This is a genomic window from Flavobacterium sp. SORGH_AS_0622 (assembly GCF_030818825.1).
In the GTDB taxonomy this organism is placed as follows: Bacteria; Bacteroidota; Bacteroidia; order Flavobacteriales; family Flavobacteriaceae; genus Flavobacterium.
On record NZ_JAUTAX010000001.1, the window covers coordinates 470,493 to 488,146 of the forward strand.

Here is a 17,654-nt window from a genome sequence, read left to right on the forward strand (position 1 = left end):
TTGTGTTTTAATTATACTGCTGGAAAATCAATTTCAGTATTAGCAACGTTATTGAAATAGTTCGTTAAAACATTTAAAGCGACATGAGCAATAGTTTCAGCGATTTCTGCATCAGAAACTTCTGCATTTTTAGCTTTATTGACATCTTCATCGTTTACTAAACCATTTTTACTGATTAAAGTTTTAGCTAATTGTAAAATTGCTTCTGTTTTAGCGTCTGTTGAATTTCCTGTTCTTGCTGCTTTTAAAACCGCTGGATCTGCCTTAACTAATTTTTCTCCAATAAAGGTGTGAGCTGCTAAACAATAATCACAAGAATTGCTTTCTGAAACTGCTAATGCAATTAATTCGCCGGTTTTTGCGCTTAGTTTTCCGTGGCTCAATGCACCGCTCAAATTCAAATATCCTTCTAAAACTGCTGGTGAATTTCCCATTGTTCTCATCATGTTCGGAACTACACCTAATTTTGCTTGTACAGCGTTGAATAAATCTTTAGTTTTTCCTGTTACTTCTTCTGGGTTTAATGCTGTTAATCGTGTCATTTTATTTAAATTTTAAATGTTATTATTTGTTGTTGTCTTTTGACATTACAAAGGTGCGACGATTACAGATTTTGGAACATGGAGAATCTACGCTATGTGATGGACAATTTTCCCTGACAATTATTTTAAACGAAAAAATCATAATCTTGTCATTTCTCCTCCGTTGAAATGACAAATAGTGCATATAAAAAAAGAGGCTGTCCGTAAAGTGACAGCCTCTTTTAAAATGATAGTTTAAAAAATTTATTTCAAAACACCTTCAACAGCTTGAATTGTAGTAGCATGATATCCAGCTTTTGCTTTTTCAAAAATCTGCTTAGCCCAAATTTTTCCTTCTGGGGTTTTAACCATTTCTTTATAAAGCATGATGACAGATCCAGTTCTGCTTATGCCAATTAAAAATTGTTCAATTGCAGGATATGCTGGTTTGTATTGGTGGATTAATGCCTGAACAAACCATTGGCGTTTGATAATGAAATTGCCTCCTTTTGTAAAGTTGAATTCATTGTCAATTGCTTCCATTTCTTTTACTGTAATATCTGCTGGAAGATGATCTATAAAATGCTGTTTTTCTGCAGTTGTTGTTATTTTTTTGCTTAATCCCTTTACGCCGGTTTCTCTCCAGCTTTTTTGAATTTTATCAATTGCGTCAAAATCGGCAGAACTTACAGGAGTAATGTTTGACGGAATTCCAGGTTTGTAAATCCAATCTTCCAGTTTGATTTTGTCTGCTAAAGTTTTGTCTCCTTTTATCAGGTTTTCATTTAGATATTTTACAAAATCTTCTGTTGTAATTGATTTAAACGCATGTGCATCGAAATAGTTTTTAATGAAAACATCAAATTTTTCACGTCCAACAGCATTTTCTATAACTCTTAAAAATGCATAACCTTTTACATAAGGAATCATACTGATTCCGTCATCTGGATTTCTTCCTGTTAAAGATACTTTTAATCTTGTGTCAGGACTTGTTTCTCCATATTCTGCTACATTGTCAACTAGTTCCTTACGGGTGATAACATTTTGCATTTCAAATTCTTTCTTCCCAAAAATAGCTTCTCCTATTCGGTGTTCTACATAAGTTGTAAAACCTTCGTTTAACCAAATATCATCCCAAGTTGCGTTTGTAACTAAATTTCCGCTCCAGCTGTGGCCTAATTCGTGTGCTAATAAACTAGTTAACGAACGATCTCCTGCAATAACTCCTGGAGTTAAAAAGGTTAGGTTTGGATTTTCCATTCCGCCATAAGGAAAACTTGGAGGTAAAACCAAAACATCATAACGTCCCCAGCGATAAGGTCCATATAGCTTTTCGGCAGCGACAACCATTTTTCCTAGTTCAGCAAATTCCCAAGCCGATTTTTTTAGCATTGAAGGCTCTGCATAAACTCCAGTTCTGTTGTCTATAGATTGAAATTCAATATCTCCCACGGCAATCGCCATTAAATAAGACGGAATTGCTTTGTCTTGCTTGAAAGTATATACCCCTGTATCATTTTTCTTCTGCGGATTTACTGCGCTCATTACGGCTAATAAATCTTTAGGAACCGTAACTTTTGCATTGTAAGTAAAACGAATTCCCGGAGAATCCTGGCATGGAATCCAAGTTCTTGACCAAACGCTTTCTCCTTGCGAAAATAAAAATGGTTTCTTTTTGTCTGCAGTTTGTTCAGGCTTCAGCCATTGTAAAGCAACAGCGTCTTTTGTTGTGCTGTAATAGATGTTTACTTTGGTAGTATTTGGTTCAATTGTAATATGAAGCGGTTTTCCGTGAAATTCAGTATCCTTTCCAAGTTCAAATTTGGTTTCTTTTTCTTCGTCGCCTAGGGTTACTTTTGTAATATTTAAAGTGTTTTCGTCGAAAATAATTTCGTTTCCTTTGCTGATATTGTCAATTAGCCAAGAAGCTTTTCCTGAAATAGTCTGTGTGTCAAAGTCGACTTTAATATCTAGATCAAGATGTTTTACAACAGCAAGTTCTGGTTTAGAATAGCTGTGTTCGTCTGTAACAGCGGCTGCTTTTTCCGTTTGGTCTTTTTTCTGGCAGGCAATTACTGTCAGGAATAAAGCTGCGAGGATTAGTTTTTTCATTTTATGAAGTATTGAATTTGAGGATGAAATTTAAACAAAAAATCCCGTTTTGAATAAACAAAACGGGATTTTATTAAATATAATCTTCGACTTAGCTCGGGCTGGCATGTGTATATTATGCCAACATTGTAACCGGGCTTTCGATGTATTGTTTTAATGTTTGTAAGAATTGAGCGCCAGTTGCACCGTCAATTGTTCTGTGGTCACATGCTAATGATAACATCATTGTGTTTCCAACTACGATTTGGCCGTTTTTAACTACTGGTTTCTCAACAATTGCACCTACAGAAAGGATTGCAGAGTTTGGCTGGTTGATAATTGAATTGAATTCAGTAATACCAAACATTCCAAGGTTAGATACTGTAAAAGTACTTCCTTCCATTTCTTGTGGTCCTAATTTTTTGTTTTTAGCTCTTCCTGCAAGATCTCTTACAGAAGCACCAATTTGAGATAAACTCATAGCATCTGTAAATTTCAATACAGGAACTACTAATCCGTCTTCAACAGCTACAGCAACACCAATATTTACGTGGTGGTTGATGATGATAGCATCTTCTTTCCACTGAGAGTTGATTTTTGGATGTTTTTTCAATGCTAAAGCACAAGCTTTAATTACCATATCGTTGAAAGATACTTTTGTATCAGGAACAGTGTTGATAGTTGCTCTTGCACCCATTGCTTCGTCCATACTTACTTCGATCACTAAGTTGTAGTGAGGTGCAGTAAATAAAGATTCTGCAAGACGTTTAGCGATAATTTTACGCATTTGAGAGTTTTTGATCTCTTCTGTGTAAACTTCTCCAGCAGGAACAAATACTTTTGGTGCAGCAGGAGCAGAAGCTTCTTGTTTTGCATCAGCAGCTTTAGCAGCAGGTTGTCCTTGAGCAGATGGAGTAAAGTTTTCGATATCGCTTTTTACGATACGTCCGTTTTCTCCAGAACCTTTAACTTGGCTTAATTGAATTCCTTTGTCAGAAGCGATTTTCTTAGCTAAAGGTGAAGCTAAAATTCTTCCTCCATTTGATGAAGTATCAGCAGTTGCTTCTGTTTCTTTTTCAGCAGCAGGAGCAGCTTTTGTTTCTTCTGCAGCAGGTGCACTTGCAGTTGAAGCGCCTCCAGCAGTATAATTTTCAGCAATTCCAGAAATGTCAGTTCCTGCAGGTCCGATGATAGCTAATAAACTGTCAACTGGAGCAGTGTTTCCTTCTTGAATTCCGATGTATAATAATGTTCCAGCATTGAATGACTCAAACTCCATTGTAGCTTTGTCTGTTTCAATTTCTGCTAAAATATCTCCTTCAGCCACAGCATCGCCAACTTTTTTCAACCAAGTTGCTACTGTACCTTCTGTCATTGTATCACTCAAACGTGGCATAGTTACAACTACAACACCTTTTGGTAATTCAGTAGCTGCTTTTGCAGGAGCAGCAGTTTCAGTTTTTGCTTCTGCAGTAGGAGCTTCTTCTTTAGCTTCCGCTTTTGGTCCCGAAGCTTCGGGATCAGCAGGAGCGTCACCACCAGCTAAAAGAGCAGAAATATCTTCTCCTTCTTTACCAATGATTGCAAGTAATGAATCAACTGGAGCAGTTTCTCCAGCTTGAATTCCGATATGTAAAAGAGTTCCTTCGTTAAAAGATTCGAACTCCATTGTTGCTTTGTCTGTTTCAATTTCAGCAAGGATATCTCCTTCGCTAATTTTGTCGCCTACTTTTTTTAACCAAGTCGCTACCGTTCCTTCCGTCATAGTATCGCTCAAACGAGGCATTGTTACTTTAATAGCCATAATTAATTATAGTTTATGAGGTGTAAATGGATAGTCTTCTTGTGCGTATACTACATCGTATAATTGTTGTAAGTCTGGATATGGAGATTCTTCAGCGAATTTCGCACACTCTTCAACTAAGTCTTTAACTCTTTGGTCAATTACTTCAATTTCTTCGTCAGTAGCATATTTTTGATCCTTAATTACATCAAGAACTTGAGTAATTGGGTCGATTTTTTTGTATTCTTCAACCTCTTCTTTCGAACGGTACAATTGTGCATCAGACATAGAGTGTCCTCTGTAACGGTATGTTTTCATTTCAAGGAAAGTTGGTCCATCGCCGCGACGCGCTCTTTCGATAGCTTCATGCATAGCTTCAGCAACTTTTACTGGATTCATTCCATCAACCGGTCCGCAAGGCATTTCATAACCTAAACCTAGTTTCCAGATGTCAGTGTGGTTTGCAGTTCTTTCTACAGAAGTTCCCATTGCATATCCGTTGTTTTCAACGATAAATACAACTGGAAGTTTCCATAACATAGCCATGTTGAAAGCTTCGTGTAAAGAACCTTGTCTTGCAGCTCCATCACCAAAGTAAGTCATAGTAACACCGCCAGTGTTGAAATATTTATCAGCAAAAGCTAAACCTGCTCCTACTGGAATTTGTCCACCAACGATTCCGTGACCACCATAAAAACGGTGTTCTTTAGAGAAAATGTGCATAGAACCTCCCATACCTTTAGAAGTTCCTGTTACTTTTCCTAAAAGTTCTGCCATTACATTTCTAGGATCAACTCCCATACCAATTGGCTGAACGTGGTTTCTGTAAGCAGTAATCATTTTATCTTTGGTCAAATCCATAGCGTGCAATGCACCAGCTAATACAGCTTCTTGACCATTATATAGGTGTAGAAAACCTCTAACTTTTTGTTGAATGTATAATGCTGCAAGTTTGTCTTCAAACTTTCTCCAAAGCAGCATGTCCTCATACCACTTTAAATATACCTCTTTTGTAACTTCTTTCATCTGAATTCTTTCTTTTGCTAAAGTTGTTTGTGTTATCGATTATTGTGCCTGTAACGCAAAATAGTTTCCTCCCACAAATTTGCGCCCGAAAGGTCGGGATGCAAAAATAAGACATTACATTTAAGAACTAAAATTAAATAGCTACTTTTTGGCTTTTTTTTACAAGAACTTTTTGTCGAACATTAAAGGGAGTAAATTTTTTAGTGATGAAGATTTATAAACTTCGCCAATTTCGCCCATAAAATAGATTTCAATTGGGGTGTCTTGTTTTATTTCGTATTCAGCAATTGATTGTCGGCATGAGCCGCAAGGTGGAATAGGAGCAGTGGTCTGGTTTGTGTCTGAAGCTGCTGTAATAGCCATTTTTGTTATTTTGGCTTCAGGATAAATGCTTCCTGCATGAAAAATTGCAACTCTTTCTGCGCAAAGTCCAGAGGGATAAGCGGCGTTTTCTTGGTTGGAACCTAAAACAATTTTGCCGTTATCTAAAAGTAAAGCGGCTCCAACTCTAAAGTTTGAATAGGGCGCGTAAGCCTTCTTTCTAATTTCGACTGCTTGATTCATTAAATATTGAATTTCTTCTGGAAGTTCTTTTAAACTATCAAATATTGTAAATGAAGTTGTTATATTGATCTCTTTCATCTGTTTTTAAGGGAAAAAAAATCCAAATTCCTAAAATGCCGGAATTTGGATTGAGTTATTTTTATTTTAATGCAGCTCTTTAATAAGTTTCGTATTTGTCACCAAAGTTAAACGTTAAAGAGAAACGGAGTGTGTTTTCTAATGGATTTTTTATTTTCGAAGCCGAGAATAGATAAGATACATCAATTTTCATAATGTTGTATTTAAATCCTGCTCCTAAAGAGAAAAATTGTTTAGCTCCTTTTTCTGGACTTTCGTGATAGTATCCTAAACGCATTGCAAATGAATCTTGGTACATATATTCTGCAGCTACGCTATAGGTAACTTCTTTTACTTCTTCTTTAAATCCGCCTGGAGCATCACCAAATGATTTGAATACTCCTTGAAACCATCCAATATCATTATAGTCTCTATATCCAGCATCTGTAGCTTCTTGTTGTGTGATGTCTTCTGGATCATCAAAATCTCCATCTCCATTTGCGTCTACGGCAGTTCCTATCCCTGGAGGAGTCGGAACTAAAAGTTTGGTAAGTTCGGCGCTTAAAGTAAGTTTGTTGTAGTCATCAAAAATAAAATCAAATCCTCCACCTAATCTTAAATTAGCTGGCAGAAAGTTTGAACTTACATCATCATTGTCATAACTTATTTTTGGACCTAGATTCTGAAAGTTAATTCCGGCTCTCCATCTTCCGTTGAAATCCTGGTAAGCAATTTCTTCTGATTGATAAAAAGCGGCTACATCGACAGCAAAAGAACTGGCAGATGTTGCATCAACTTCTTCTGAAGCGACTTTTAGGTTAGAGTTTATGAAACGTCCTGCAACTGCCATCGAGAATTTTTCACTTAATTTTAGTGAATAAGATCCGTCTAAGGCAAATTCGTTTGGATTTACTTCTCGTACAGCTTCGTTAGGATCTCCAGTGTATCTTAGTTCAATTCCTCCAAAACCAAAATAACGAAAACTTGCAGCAAAAGCACTTTTTTCGTTGATTTTGTTGTAGTAAGTCAATTGACCTAATGAAATGTCGTTGGCAAGATCCGTCAAATACGGTGTGTAACTAATAGAAAGACCCTGAGCATCTTCTGCAAATGCGTATTTAGCGGGATTCCATTGTTGTGAGAAAACGTCGGACGAAGTAGCGACACCTTGGTCGGCTAAACCGGCTGCTCTAGCATCTGCGGCTACTAATAGAAAAGGTACTCCAGTTACTATAGGTCTTGATTCCTGGGCCTTTGAACTGCAGAAAATAAAAAAACAAATTAATAAAAGTGATATTTTTTTCATTTATGGGACTAATGTTTTGGTGATGCAAATATATATAATATTATAGGATGACAAGCTTTTCGTATTTTTCTGCTTTTTTATTTGTTAAATTTGATTTTACCGTGAGTTTGTAAATATATACTCCTTTTCCGATTCTGTCTCCAAAATCATCCTTTCCGTCCCATGTTATTTCTCTTGATAAAAATCCTTCTGTTGTTATCGTTTGATTTTTAGTCCAAACCACTTTTCCTGTAATAGTCATAACTTGAACCTGTACTTCCAGCGGTTCGTATGGTCTGTTATGCGAAAACCAGAATTGTGTATAAGTTGAAAAAGGGTTTGGGTAATTAAGAACGTGTGATAATGTCAATGATTCATCTCCAACAACTGTAAATTGAATTTCGCTGGTAACAGGATTATTATAAACATCCCAAGCAGTGAATCTTATGGTGTGTAATCCTGGGGCTAAATTTCTAAAAGGGAAGCGTAAGTTCCCGTTTGTGTAATCGTCTAATTTTGTTTGATAATAATCATTCAAAATATAAGGATTGCTTACATCTCCATCTAAAATTGCTACAATATCATGCCCGATTCCACTTGCTGTATTAATTCCGTTTTCGTCTTCTAAAAAGGCTAAAAGGAAAGGAGACTCATTTGTAATGCCTCCAGACACAAAAGTTTCGTCGTTCATATATAACTTAACTTTTGGACTTATATTGTCCTGAGGTGCATTTTCGTTAATTCCTCCAATTTTAATGCTATTATTGTAGCCCGTTTGGTTTTCTAGAGCCTCATTTTTTTTAGAATAAAAACTAATTCGACCATTATCAACAGGAATTCTAATGTCTCTCGGAACAACAAAACTAAATTCAAATTGTCCATTTGTGACAGATGCATTTCCTCTAAAAATCGTTTCTCCTAAGGTTTTAAATTGTATTGGAGGGCTGAAACCATCATTGTTTAAAGTCGAATTTGTAATCATTTTATCGAAAATGGCGGTAGCTAATTCTCCATTATAATTGCTTAAAAGAGTATTGTTTTCATCTGTAATTTCTCCTGATATTTTGATTTTTGACAGTGATTTTAAATCAGGTATAGCTTGAGAAATCACAATATCATTTACTTTTGTTAAATTAATTCTAGGTTTTGGAATTGCTAACATCAAAGCAGGATCGCCTATATATACAACAACATTACTGGCAGAACTTGGTCTTTCGTTTTTTGAAATTCTTAAAGATTCTGCAATGCTATTGTATTGATTTGAGCCGTACGAAAGAAGGTTTTTGCTTAATATGTCATTGAAATCTTCTGCATTTGGCTGGCCGATTTCACGAATTGTTGTCAGCATAGAAATTGCACCTCCTTTTGGGTTCCAAAATACATATTCTCCAGCTGTAGGTCTTGTTGGATCGTCAAATCTTGAAAATTCACAGGTAATTGTAACAAATAAAGGATATTTGTATTGATTGTTTAAATTCTGCCCATCTGATTTTTCCCAAATTCGTTCACTTGCTAATCCGTCTTCGCCGCCATGTCCCAAATAATTAAAAACTAACGCACCTTTTTCAAAAGCATTAAAAAAATCGGTTCTTGCTTTAGGATATCGCGCTCCACCGGCAGAAGCTTCTTGTGTGTAAGAATCTAAAAGTATTTTTTCGATATTAAAAAAAGGTTTTTCTGTGGCTATCACATCGGCCAATCCGTTTTGGCGGGACTGTAATGTTTCGTCTCCAGATTTATCAGAATCATCGCTTATTAAAACAAAATTGTTTCTCCAGTTTCCGTACGATTTTGCATCATGATATTCTAAAACTTTGTTGACCATTTCCTGTGCTTGCGAATTGTCTGAAACAAGCATTCTTCCCACTGCAATATCAATTCCTCCAAAAGGGTAAGCTATAATTCCTTCATCGGCATCCATAAAGCCAAAAAAATCATCAGAAGCAAATCCAGCTTCTCCAACCGTATTGCTTATTAACGATTGATATATAGGTACAATATTGGTGTTGTTAGAAATTCGGTCCTTGTAATCATACGAAGCATCACCAAATAGATTTAAATACTTTATTCTTTTTTCCGAAGAAGAAGCATTCTCGTAAATATATTTAACACAATTTCGAATAGCTGCAATATCTTGTTTTCCGGAAGAGAACTCCTGATAAATATTGTCTAGTGAAATAACTTTTACATTTAAGCTCGAATTGATGCGATGAAAACTAGCCAGTCTTTCTGCTTGAGACATCAAAGATTTTGGAGATACAATTACATAATCGATGTCCTGAAAAGCATTTTGGCTATTTCTAAAAATTGTGCCTTTTAAGTTTTGATTTGCGATTTTTGATTGGTTGTCTTTTAAAGGAGTGTAATAATCCGCAGCATCAACTGTTACATATTTTCTAACTTCTCCTAAATTGGCTTTAAAGCTAAAAGTTGATTGATTTGCATTTTCAATTTTTGATACATTATATAGGTCTGTAATATCCCAAATCTGACTTATTCCCGCCGCATTTCCAATCGTGTAATTAACAACTCCGCTTATAGATCCCGCATTGTTGTATTGAAACAAAAATTGCTTTCCAGTTCCTAAAAGTTTTCGTTTTGCTGTCAAATTGATGTAATCTAAGTAGCCTTTTGACCCTGGAACTCCATTATTATTATAGGTAAGTTTTATTTTTATATTATCGGTTCCTGTAAAAGTTGTGTTTGTGGGTAATTTTCCAGTGTAGTATTTAGTGTCAGAATTTGTTATTAGTGACGAAAAATTTATAGTCCCAACATTTTGTCCGTTGGCAGAAACAATAAATGAAGTAGGGGTAAAAGCCGCTGAAGCAGCATTTACTTCAATTTTTATTGGTGTAGAAGTGTCGAGATTTGGAAAACTGAATGAAAATTCCTGTTCCTGATTAATATCAAAAGATTCTCCAAGCCATTGACGGCCCAAATGAACAATGTTAGTTTGGTCGATTTCATGAAATTGATAGTCATCAAACGTGTTCAGTTCTAAAGTGGTGTTCGCCGTTGGCTGATTTAAATTAGGAATTCTCTTTCCTTCAGTCCCAGACGCAGTTACATAGTAATAAGACTTAGTGTCGTACAAATTTAGGTTGGTTTGACTTTCAGAGTTCCAGTTTTCAACTCCTTCGGCATAAAAAAGAATATAATCTTCATTGTTGAAAGTGCCGTCATCTTCACCAATAATCTGAATTGCATTTTCAGTTAAATCATCTGGATAATAGATGTTGTTGGCCAGAGGAAGCATTTTGCCACCGTTTCCGTAAATTTTTATTCTTCTCGGATCAACTCTCGAAGGATCAAATCCTAAGCTTTGTAAAAAGGACTTGCTTATTTTATATACACCAGATTTTTGAACATAAAACCGATACCAATCTCCAGATGCTAAAACAGAATTTGAAATTGCAGCAGTTTTTTGAAAGGATGAAGAATTGTTTGTTCTTGCTGTTGAATTGTTTATAGTGTAAGAAAATGACCTAATACGTTTAAAACCACTTCCATCCTTTATTATTGGATACAATGAAAGAAAAGATTGTTTTAGATCACGCGAATTTGTAATTAATAAAGATTCGGTCGGTTTTTCAGGTATGTTTGCAGTTGTTAAATCTCCTAATTCTGCTCTTGAAACCGACTCGTAAATAATATTGTTAATTTGTATCGAGCTGCCGTTTGAGACGTTGGATTGGTTGAGATTTTGGAGGAACGTTATGCTTTTTTTTGTAATATCGAAGCGAAAACTGCTTCCGGTAAAGGTTGGAATAATAATTTTATTTTCGCCGTAATTGATCTCCTTTTTGTTCTGCCAATTGATCGTGACGTCCCCATTTAACTGAGAAAATGAGAGAATTGGAATCAAAAAAATAAAGATGAATATTACTTGTTTCATTGGTTTGAAAAGCGAAATTTAATTAAAAAATAATTATTAAGTAAAAATATAGTATTTCATGTTACAGTAATAATAAAAAGTATATTTTTGCGTTCGTAACTAAAGGTTATTTTCTGGTAAAAAAACAGCTAAATAAAATTATTAGAACAGATGTTGCTAATTAAATGTTAATTATTATATTGCAGCACCTAAATTTATCACCTAAGAATGAGTATGAAAGTAAACAAAATTGTAGCCTTGCAATTAATGATGTCAATGGTATTGATGTTGGGCATGGCTAGTTGTAGCAAAAAATCTAGTTCCTCTCACGCTTCTAGAGCAACTGGCTGGGATGTAGATAGTCAGAATGGAACTGCTGCTAGAAATGCAGGGAAAAAACAACAGGCTGGTCCTGGTTTGGTTTTTGTTGAAGGAGGTACGTTTACTATGGGTAAAGTACAGGATGATGTTATGCATGATTGGAATAACACACCAACTCAACAACACGTTCAGTCATTCTACATGGACGAAACCGAAGTTACGAATGGTATGTACTTAGAATACCTAGAATGGTTAAAGAAAGTTTTCCCGCCAACGGAAGAAAATTACAAAAATATTTACGAAGGAGCATCGCCAGATACTCTTGTTTGGAGAAATCGTTTAGGATATAACGAAACGATGACAAACAACTATTTAAGACACCCATCTTATGCTAACTATCCTGTAGTTGGTGTTAACTGGATTCAAGCAGTTGAATTTAGTAAATGGAGAACAGACCGTGTAAACGAAGCTGTTTTAGAGAAAAACGGGTATCTTAAAAAAGGTGCTAAAACGAATGAAGTTAGTGCTGATAATGCATTTAACACTGAAGGTTACTTAATGTCTCCAAGTACATCACGTGGTGGTAGCGAAGAGATTGTGTTAAAGAAAAATCCTGGAGGGAAAAGACCTAAAGCTGGTAAAGACGGTGTAGTTCCTGAAGAGAAAAATGTTTACGCTCAACGTTCTTCTGGAATCATTTTGCCAGAATACAGACTTCCTACTGAAGCAGAATGGGAATATGCTGCTGCAGCTGATGTTGGACAAAGAGAATACAATATCTACAAAGGTCAAAAGAAATATCCATGGTCTGGAGATTACACACGTTCTAGCAAACGTAAAAACAGAGGTGATCAATTGGCTAACTTTAAACAAGGAAACGGTGACTACGGTGGAATTGCAGGTTGGTCAGATGACGGAGCAGATATTACAAATGCTGTGAAAAGCTATGCTCCAAACGATTTCGGTCTTTATGATATGGCTGGAAACGTTGCAGAATGGGTTGCCGATGTTTACAGACCTATTATTGATAATGAAGCAAATGATTTTAACTACTATAGAGGAAATCAATATGCTAAAAACAAAATTGGTAAAGACGGTAAAGTTGAAATCGTTTCAACTTCTAACATTAAATATGATACTTTAAGCAACGGTAAAGTTATAGCAAGAAATCTTCCAGGAGAAATTGCTCAAGTTCCAGTTGACGAACAAGAAACATATTTAAGAACGAATTTCAGTACAAGTAATAATATCAATTACAGAGATGGTGATAAACAATCTTCTAGATATTTTGACTTTGGAGATTCAGAGTCTGGCGCTAAAGCTGATCAAGCAATGTACAATTCTCCTAAACATAATGTAACAACAGACAGTTTAGGTAAGATGATTAGAAAATATGATAACTCTAGTAAACGTACTACTTTAATCGATGATAAAGTAAGAGTTTACAAAGGAGGTTCTTGGAGAGATAGAGCTTATTGGTTAGATCCAGCTCAAAGAAGATATTTCCCTCAAGATATGGCAACTGATTATATTGGATTTAGATGTGCAATGTCTAGAGTTGGTTCAAAATCTGAAAAGAGAAAATCTCCTAGAAACTAAGATTTAGAAATTCAAGTATAAAAAATTCCAAATTCCAAAAGCTGAATATTCAGTCTGGAATTTGGAATTTTTTTATTGTTTTTTTTCTACTTTTATGACCTATTAAAAAATTTATAAATGAATATTCAAGACATTCATAACCTGTTTTTACAATGCAGTTCTCTTTCTATAGATACAAGAAAGATTGAAAAGAATTCAATATTTTTTGCCATTAAAGGAGAGAATTTTGATGCTAATACATTTGCTAAAGAAGCTTTAGATTTAGGAGCTTTATTTGTAGTAATTGATAATGAATCTTACTTTATTGATGATAGAACTATTTTGGTTAAGAATAGTTTAGAAACACTTCAAGAATTAGCGAAGTTTCATCGTACTCATCTAGGGCTTCCAATTGTTGCATTAACCGGCAGTAATGGAAAAACGACAACAAAAGAATTGATTAATGTTGTGTTATCCAAAAAGTTCAAAACAAAAGCTACAATAGGGAACTTAAACAATCATATTGGAGTGCCATTAACTTTGCTTTCATTTACAAAAGAAACAGAGATCGGAATTGTCGAAATGGGGGCTAACCACCAAAAAGAAATTGAATTTTTGTGCCAAATTGCGCAGCCAGATTTTGGTTATATCACAAATTTTGGGAAAGCCCATTTAGAAGGTTTTGGTGGGGTTGAAGGAGTAATTGCTGGTAAAAGCGAAATGTATCAATATCTCGCAGCAAATCAAAAGACTGTTTTTGTCAATCTTGAAGATCCTATTCAGATAGAGAAATCAAAAGGTATTAAAGCATTTACATTTGGTGTCAAAAAAGGAAATGCAGATCTAAATATTCAAGAAATAACAGCAAATCCATTTGTAGCCATAAGCTATAATAATTTCGCAGTAGAATCGCATTTAATAGGGCTTTATAACGCAAATAACATCAATGCAGCTGTAGCTATTGGGAAATATTTTGAAGTAAATGAGAGCGATATAAAGAGTGCAATTGAGAATTATGTTCCAGCGAATAACAGATCTCAAATGATGGAGAGAGGCAAAAATGAAATCATTTTAGATGCTTACAATGCAAATCCAAGCAGTATGGCAGTTGCGATTGCTAACTTTCTTCAATTAGATAAAAATAATAAAATGATGATTCTTGGAGACATGTTTGAACTCGGGGATGAGAGTTTGTATGAGCATAAAGTTATAGTTGATTCTTTAGCGGATCAAGATCAAGCATTATGTTTTTTAATAGGAAAATCGTTTTATGCTAATCAAGTTTCAAAAGAAAACATACAGTTTTTTGAAACATTTGATGCTTTTGCGGCTTTTATAAAATCATTTAAGTTTGATTCAAATACCATTTTAATTAAAGGTTCCAGAGGAATGGCGTTAGAACGGACTTTAGAATATATTTCATAAAAAAGAAGCCATCCAATTCGGATGGCTTTCTTTTTAAATACTCATTAAAAAACCAATTAGGTTTTCTTTTTTATTTAATCCTAATTTTTTTCTCAGACGATAACGAGCTAATTCAACTCCCCCGGTTGAAATGTTCATAATTTCGGCTATTTCTTTGGTTGACATATTCATTAGTAAATAAGTCGACAAATCTAATTCTCTTGGCGAAATAGTAGGGTATTGGCCTTTAAGGCGCTTTAAGAACTCAAAATGAACGTTTTTAATGTGTTTTTCTAAGTCTTTCCAGCTTTTATCTGTATTAACTTCTTTTACAATACTTTTGTGTAATTTGCTAAACTCAGATTTAGTATTGTCGTCTAATATGCTGGTATCAATGTCTTTAAGTTTATGAATAATTCCATTTAATACTTTGTTCTTTTTTACGACTTGTAATGAGTTGTTTACTAGTTCTTTATCTTTTGCTAAGATTTTAATTTGAAGTTTATCATTTTTTAATTTTTCAATTTCTTTCTCCAAATCATGTTGCTCATGTCTTATTTTAGATTCTCTTTCAAGATATAATCTTCGTTGTTCAATTGTTTCGTAGTATCTATTTTTTCTGATCTTTAGTTTAATTCTGATAGATATTAAGTAAGCACCCAGTAAAATGAGAATTAGATAAAATAGATAAGCAAGGAAATGTCTGTACCATGGCGGAGAAACAGTAAATTCAACTTCAGCAATATTAGACTCTATGCCGTAGCTGTTTCTGGCTTTTAATTTCATTACATAATTTCCTTCTCTCAAATTGGTATATTCTTTTATGGCGGTAGACGACCATCCTCTCCAGTTTTCTTCAAAAGGCTCCAACCTGTAAGAATACATTACATTTTCTTGATTTTCGTATATTGGCGATGCAAAAGTAAATTTTACTCGATTGGATTTATATGGTATACTGTACGATTCTGCCTGGTTTGTTAGATTACCTGTCAAAATAGTATCGCCAGGAAAAGAAAAACTTTCAATGAATGCTTTCGGTTTTGTCATGAATGCATTTGAAATGGTAGAATTGTAATGGGCTAAACGATCCGTTAAGCCTATAAAAATATTTTGAGGATCAATAGCATTTACAGATACGTAATTGTTCACTAAATTTCCTGTCAAGTTTGAAAATATAGCTTGTTTTTTAGCGTACGTTCCATTGTGGTTTTTAACCAAGACTCCTAGAGATTCATTAAATGCATACCATAAATTTCCTGAAGGATCTTCAATCAATGTATTAATAGTTGGAATTCCTTTAAATAAATTACTAATCTTCTTATCTTCAAAAAAAGCCTCCTGCTCAACTGAATATCTGTAAAAATGATTGCGGACTTGAAAATAAACTTTACCATTAATATTTTGCAGGCTGTTGATTCCTTTATGATTTTCAGAAATATTAGTATGTTTTTTCATAAAATCAAACCTCTTCAAGTCGTCTGATAATTTTACTTGGTAGAGGAAAGGGTTTTTCTTAAGCCATAAATAGTTTTCATCTATTTCTACAGAAAAGTTATTTGTAGTTTCATCAAATCCTTTTACTTGATGTAAATAATCATAACCTGTTGCAGATTTTTTGAAAACAGAAAATCCGCTATAGCTTTCTCCAATAATATAATTTTCATGGTTTGGAATTTTTTTGAATCCAAAATATCCTTTATTATCTAATATTTTTGATACTCTGTTCTTTTCAATTACCAATGCGCCGCTGTTACTGGCGCAGATAAGGACATTGTTTAAAACTTGAATATTCCAAACTTGAGAAATTGTTCCTTCGACTCTTGTAAATGGGCTGTCCTTAAACGATTTCCCCCACGGATGATAAAATAAACCTTGATTGGTGGCAACATATAAATTATCTTCAAATGTTGTTGAGGCATAAACTGTTCCTATATTATAACTGTAATCAAAATAAGAAAAAGGAGAATTCTCATTAATAAATGTAATACCATTGTCAAGACCAAGCCAGATGTTGTTTTTATTATCTATAAATGATGCTAAGATGGTATTGTTTTGAATGCCTTTTTGTCTATTTAAATGCTGAAGTATCTTTCCGTTTAAATCACAAATAATGGCGCCGTCTAATACAGAATTTAGCACTATAAATTTGTTTTTAATTATAGATCCGCCAAGAGAAGTATTTTTCTTGATGAAATCATTTGCTTCTGTTGCCCAAGGTTTTATTGTACCATTTTCTGAAACAAAAAGCCCTTTTTCTAAAGTTGCATATAATAATCGATTATTTGGTAAAGGAAAAAGAGACCAAATCTCTTTATCATTAAAAAGAGTTGTGCCTTCTACTGCTGTCAGTCTCCTGTTTTTGTATTCGAGCATTCCCAATGTTTTGTCTTGGAAATAAAGACGATTGTTTACTAAAAATGAAAACTGGAATTTGTGAGGTGCGCTTAAAGTGGTTATTTTTTCGTTTTTCAAGAAAAATACTTTTGAAAAAGATTGAAATATAACCTCTCCTCTAAAGAGATGAATTCTCCAAATCAGATTAATGTTTTCTTTATCAATAGGACTTAATAGATTGTAGAGGGAATGATATTTTAATATTCCTTTTTCATCAATTTTAAAATAACCAAATTCATTGTTTCCTCCAACAAAAATTCTTCCTGAAGGATCAATTTTTAAGCTTCGTATTTCAGATTTATTAGGTAATGAATATTTATGCCAGTTAGATCCATCAAATTGGATCAAACCACTGTTGTTTGCAAAATAGATATTTCCGTTTTTATCCTGGTCTATACTCCAGTTTTGAGTTCCTCCTTTGTATTCTGATCTTTTATAATTTTTAATATCTGGAATTCCAATATTTTTTACCTGAGAAAAACTTATGTTTTGTATGAAAAATAGTAATGTAAGTACAAAAGGTCTAACTATGAATTTCATAAAATTTTAAATGTATTTTTATTAGAAATGCTTTATAATGTCATTTGATTGTTTATTTTTCAATCTCAATGACTCTACTTTTTTAAATTATTTTTAATTTATAACGTTATAGTTGTTGTTAAACTAATGTAATATACGTTTTTTTTAATTAACATTTTTATAACAATTTTTTGTTAAAGCTAAAACACAGTAAATTAATATATTAAAAAAAAA

General features: G+C 34.0%; 10 protein-coding genes. 2 read left to right on the forward strand and 8 right to left on the reverse strand.

What is annotated here, in order from left to right; all coding sequences use genetic code 11:
• Nucleotides 1–11: 11 nt before the first annotated feature.
• The 7 genes from QE431_RS02050 to porU form a co-directional block, all read right to left on the reverse strand.
• Nucleotides 12–542: a carboxymuconolactone decarboxylase family protein gene (locus QE431_RS02050; RefSeq protein WP_057117538.1), complete on the reverse strand. Its 531-nt coding sequence runs from the start codon at nt 540–542 to the stop codon at nt 12–14.
• A gap of 243 nt (nt 543–785) precedes the next feature.
• Nucleotides 786–2,633: a hydrolase/aminopeptidase gene (locus QE431_RS02055; RefSeq protein ID WP_307292111.1), complete on the reverse strand. Its 1,848-nt coding sequence runs from the start codon at nt 2,631–2,633 to the stop codon at nt 786–788.
• A 115-nt stretch (nt 2,634–2,748) separates the two neighbouring features.
• Nucleotides 2,749–4,416: a pyruvate dehydrogenase complex dihydrolipoamide acetyltransferase gene (locus QE431_RS02060; RefSeq protein ID WP_307292113.1), complete on the reverse strand. Its 1,668-nt coding sequence runs from the start codon at nt 4,414–4,416 to the stop codon at nt 2,749–2,751.
• 6 nt (nt 4,417–4,422) lie between these two features.
• A complete protein-coding gene (gene pdhA / locus QE431_RS02065) occupies nt 4,423–5,421 on the reverse strand; it encodes a pyruvate dehydrogenase (acetyl-transferring) E1 component subunit alpha (protein ID WP_057117535.1) in 999 nt (332 codons plus the stop codon).
• Between the two features lie 159 nt (nt 5,422–5,580).
• Nucleotides 5,581–6,063 (reverse strand): cytidine deaminase, encoded by a 483-nt coding sequence (gene cdd, locus QE431_RS02070; protein ID WP_281867324.1) that lies wholly within the window; start codon nt 6,061–6,063, stop codon nt 5,581–5,583.
• Between the two features lie 79 nt (nt 6,064–6,142).
• Entirely contained in the window at nt 6,143–7,348 is a 1,206-nt protein-coding gene (gene porV, locus QE431_RS02075) for a type IX secretion system outer membrane channel protein PorV (protein WP_057117533.1), read from the reverse strand.
• A 40-nt stretch (nt 7,349–7,388) separates the two neighbouring features.
• The gene (porU, locus tag QE431_RS02080) at nt 7,389–11,225 is read right to left on the reverse strand and encodes a type IX secretion system sortase PorU (RefSeq protein ID WP_307292115.1); all 3,837 of its coding nucleotides are present in this window, start codon (nt 11,223–11,225) and stop codon (nt 7,389–7,391) included.
• A gap of 213 nt (nt 11,226–11,438) precedes the next feature.
• Here porU and gldJ point away from each other — a divergent pair, with 213 nt between their 5' ends.
• Complete coding sequence (gene gldJ / locus QE431_RS02085; RefSeq protein ID WP_057117531.1) at nt 11,439–13,124, forward strand: gliding motility lipoprotein GldJ; 1,686 nt, start codon at nt 11,439–11,441, stop codon at nt 13,122–13,124.
• A 117-nt stretch (nt 13,125–13,241) separates the two neighbouring features.
• Entirely contained in the window at nt 13,242–14,528 is a 1,287-nt protein-coding gene (gene murF / locus QE431_RS02090) for a UDP-N-acetylmuramoyl-tripeptide--D-alanyl-D-alanine ligase (RefSeq protein WP_307292117.1), read from the forward strand.
• Nucleotides 14,529–14,561: 33 nt separating this feature from the next.
• Here the strand turns inward: murF and QE431_RS02095 are convergent, their stop codons facing one another.
• Nucleotides 14,562–17,441: a triple tyrosine motif-containing protein gene (locus QE431_RS02095; protein WP_307292119.1), complete on the reverse strand. Its 2,880-nt coding sequence runs from the start codon at nt 17,439–17,441 to the stop codon at nt 14,562–14,564.
• Nucleotides 17,442–17,654 lie beyond the last annotated feature (213 nt).

Excerpts from the sequence above, each read along its gene's own strand:
- pdhA (WP_057117535.1), bottom strand. The coding sequence starts at position 5,421 with ATGAAAGAAGTTACAAAAGAGGTATATTTAAAGTGGTATGAGGACATG.
- QE431_RS02095 (WP_307292119.1), bottom strand. The coding sequence starts at position 17,441 with ATGAAATTCATAGTTAGACCTTTTGTACTTACATTACTATTTTTCATA.
- QE431_RS02055 (WP_307292111.1), bottom strand. The coding sequence starts at position 2,633 with ATGAAAAAACTAATCCTCGCAGCTTTATTCCTGACAGTAATTGCCTGC.
- gldJ (WP_057117531.1), top strand. The coding sequence starts at position 11,439 with ATGAAAGTAAACAAAATTGTAGCCTTGCAATTAATGATGTCAATGGTA.
- QE431_RS02050 (WP_057117538.1), bottom strand. The coding sequence starts at position 542 with ATGACACGATTAACAGCATTAAACCCAGAAGAAGTAACAGGAAAAACT.
- cdd (WP_281867324.1), bottom strand. The coding sequence starts at position 6,063 with ATGAAAGAGATCAATATAACAACTTCATTTACAATATTTGATAGTTTA.
- QE431_RS02060 (WP_307292113.1), bottom strand. The coding sequence starts at position 4,416 with ATGGCTATTAAAGTAACAATGCCTCGTTTGAGCGATACTATGACGGAA.
- porV (WP_057117533.1), bottom strand. The coding sequence starts at position 7,348 with ATGAAAAAAATATCACTTTTATTAATTTGTTTTTTTATTTTCTGCAGT.
- murF (WP_307292117.1), top strand. The coding sequence starts at position 13,242 with ATGAATATTCAAGACATTCATAACCTGTTTTTACAATGCAGTTCTCTT.
- porU (WP_307292115.1), bottom strand. The coding sequence starts at position 11,225 with ATGAAACAAGTAATATTCATCTTTATTTTTTTGATTCCAATTCTCTCA.